The sequence below is a fragment of the Streptomyces sp. NPDC059564 genome (genome assembly GCF_042735575.1).
Taxonomy (GTDB): Bacteria; Actinomycetota; Actinomycetes; order Streptomycetales; family Streptomycetaceae; genus Streptomyces.
This window is the reverse complement of the sequence record NZ_JBHWBP010000666.1, coordinates 1-1,656: the sequence shown is the minus strand read 5'-3', so window position 1 is coordinate 1,656 and position 1,656 is coordinate 1. Positions and strand designations below refer to the sequence as shown.

Below are 1,656 nucleotides of genomic sequence, written 5' to 3'. Positions count from 1 at the left end.
CGTCGAGGACGACGACCTGCACGGCAGCGACGTCATGGGCACCTCGCTGGTGCTCGCCAAGGCCATCGAGAAGGCCGGTTACGACCTGGTCATCACCGGCATGGCCTCGACGGACGGCACCATGGGTGTCCTCCCGGCGATCCTGGCCGAGCGCCTGGGCGTTCCGCAGGTCACCCTGCTGTCCGAGGTCAAGGTCGAGGACGGCACCGTGACGGGCCGCCGCGACGGCGACTCCGCGAGCGAGCAGCTGGAGGCCTCCCTCCCCGCCGTCGTCTCCGTGACGGACCAGTCGGGCGAGGCCCGCTACCCCTCCTTCAAGGGCATCATGGCCGCCAAGAAGAAGCCGGTGGAGTCCTGGGACCTGGAGGAGCTGGAGATCGAGGCCGGAGAGGTCGGTCTCGAGGGCTCCTGGACCGCGGTCGACTCCGCGGCGCAGCGTCCGGCCCGCACCGCCGGCACGATCGTCAAGGACGAGGGCGAGGGCGGCAAGCAGCTGGCCGAGTTCCTGGCCGGCCAGAAGTTCATCTAAGAGCTTCAGCCCCCACTCACTAGCCCCCAGACACTTCGCAATAGCAGGAGAGCAGTCCCATGGCTGAAGTTCTCGTCTACGTCGACCACGCGGACGGCGCCGTCCGCAAGCCCACCCTCGAGCTGCTGACGCTGGCCCGCCGCATCGGCGAGCCCGTCGCCGTCGCGCTCGGCGCCGGTGCCGAGGCCACCGCCGCGGTGCTCGCCGAGCACGGTGCCGTCAAGGTCCTCACCGCCGACGCCCCCGCGTTCACCGAGTACCTCGTCGTACCGAAGGTGGACGCGCTGCAGGCCGCGTACGACGCCGTCTCCCCGGCCGCCGTGCTCGTCCCGTCCTCCGCCGAGGGCAAGGAGATCGCCGCCCGCCTCGCCGTGCGCATCGGCTCCGGCATCATCACCGACGCCATCGACCTGGAGGCCGGTGACGAGGGCCCGGTCGCGACGCAGGCCGCCTTCGCCGCGTCGTTCACCACCAAGTCCCGCGTCTCCAAGGGCACCCCGGTCATCACCGTGAAGCCGAACTCGGCCCCGGTCGAGGCCGCCCCGGCCGCCGGCAGCGTCGAGGCGCTCGCCGTCACCTTCGGCGCCCTGGCCACCGGCACCAAGGTCACCGCGCGCACCCCGCGCGAGTCCACCGGCCGCCCGGAGCTGACCGAGGCCGCGATCGTCGTCTCCGGCGGCCGCGGCGTCAACGGCGCGGAGAACTTCCACCTCATCGAGGACCTCGCGGACTCCCTCGGTGCGGCGGTCGGCGCCTCGCGCGCCGCCGTGGACGCCGGCTGGTACCCGCACTCCAACCAGGTCGGCCAGACCGGCAAGTCGGTCTCCCCGCAGCTGTACATCGCCTCCGGCATCTCGGGCGCGATCCAGCACCGGGCCGGCATGCAGACCTCGAAGACCATCGTGGCCATCAACAAGGACGCCGAGGCCCCGATCTTCGACCTGGTCGACTACGGCGTGGTCGGCGACCTCTTCGAGGTCGTCCCGCAGCTGACCGGCGAGATCAAGGCCCGCAAGGGCTGACCTGCGTCGATGCGGTGACTCGGGGCCGCGTGGTGTAACTCACCACCCGGCCCCCCGGTGTTTGCAGCAAGCAATGAAAAATCAAAGAACCGGTGTCTTATAAAC

2 protein-coding genes are annotated in these 1,656 nt (G+C 70.8%); both read left to right on the top strand.

The features are described from left to right. Positions 1-529 (top strand): electron transfer flavoprotein subunit beta/FixA family protein (locus ACFV0Q_RS41455; RefSeq protein WP_385013276.1); only part of this gene is annotated, 529 nt, incomplete at its 5' end. 59 nt (positions 530-588) lie between these two features. Next, positions 589-1,551: an electron transfer flavoprotein subunit alpha/FixB family protein gene (locus ACFV0Q_RS41450; RefSeq protein ID WP_385013274.1), complete on the top strand. Its 963-nt coding sequence runs from the start codon at positions 589-591 to the stop codon at positions 1,549-1,551. Positions 1,552-1,656 lie beyond the last annotated feature (105 nt).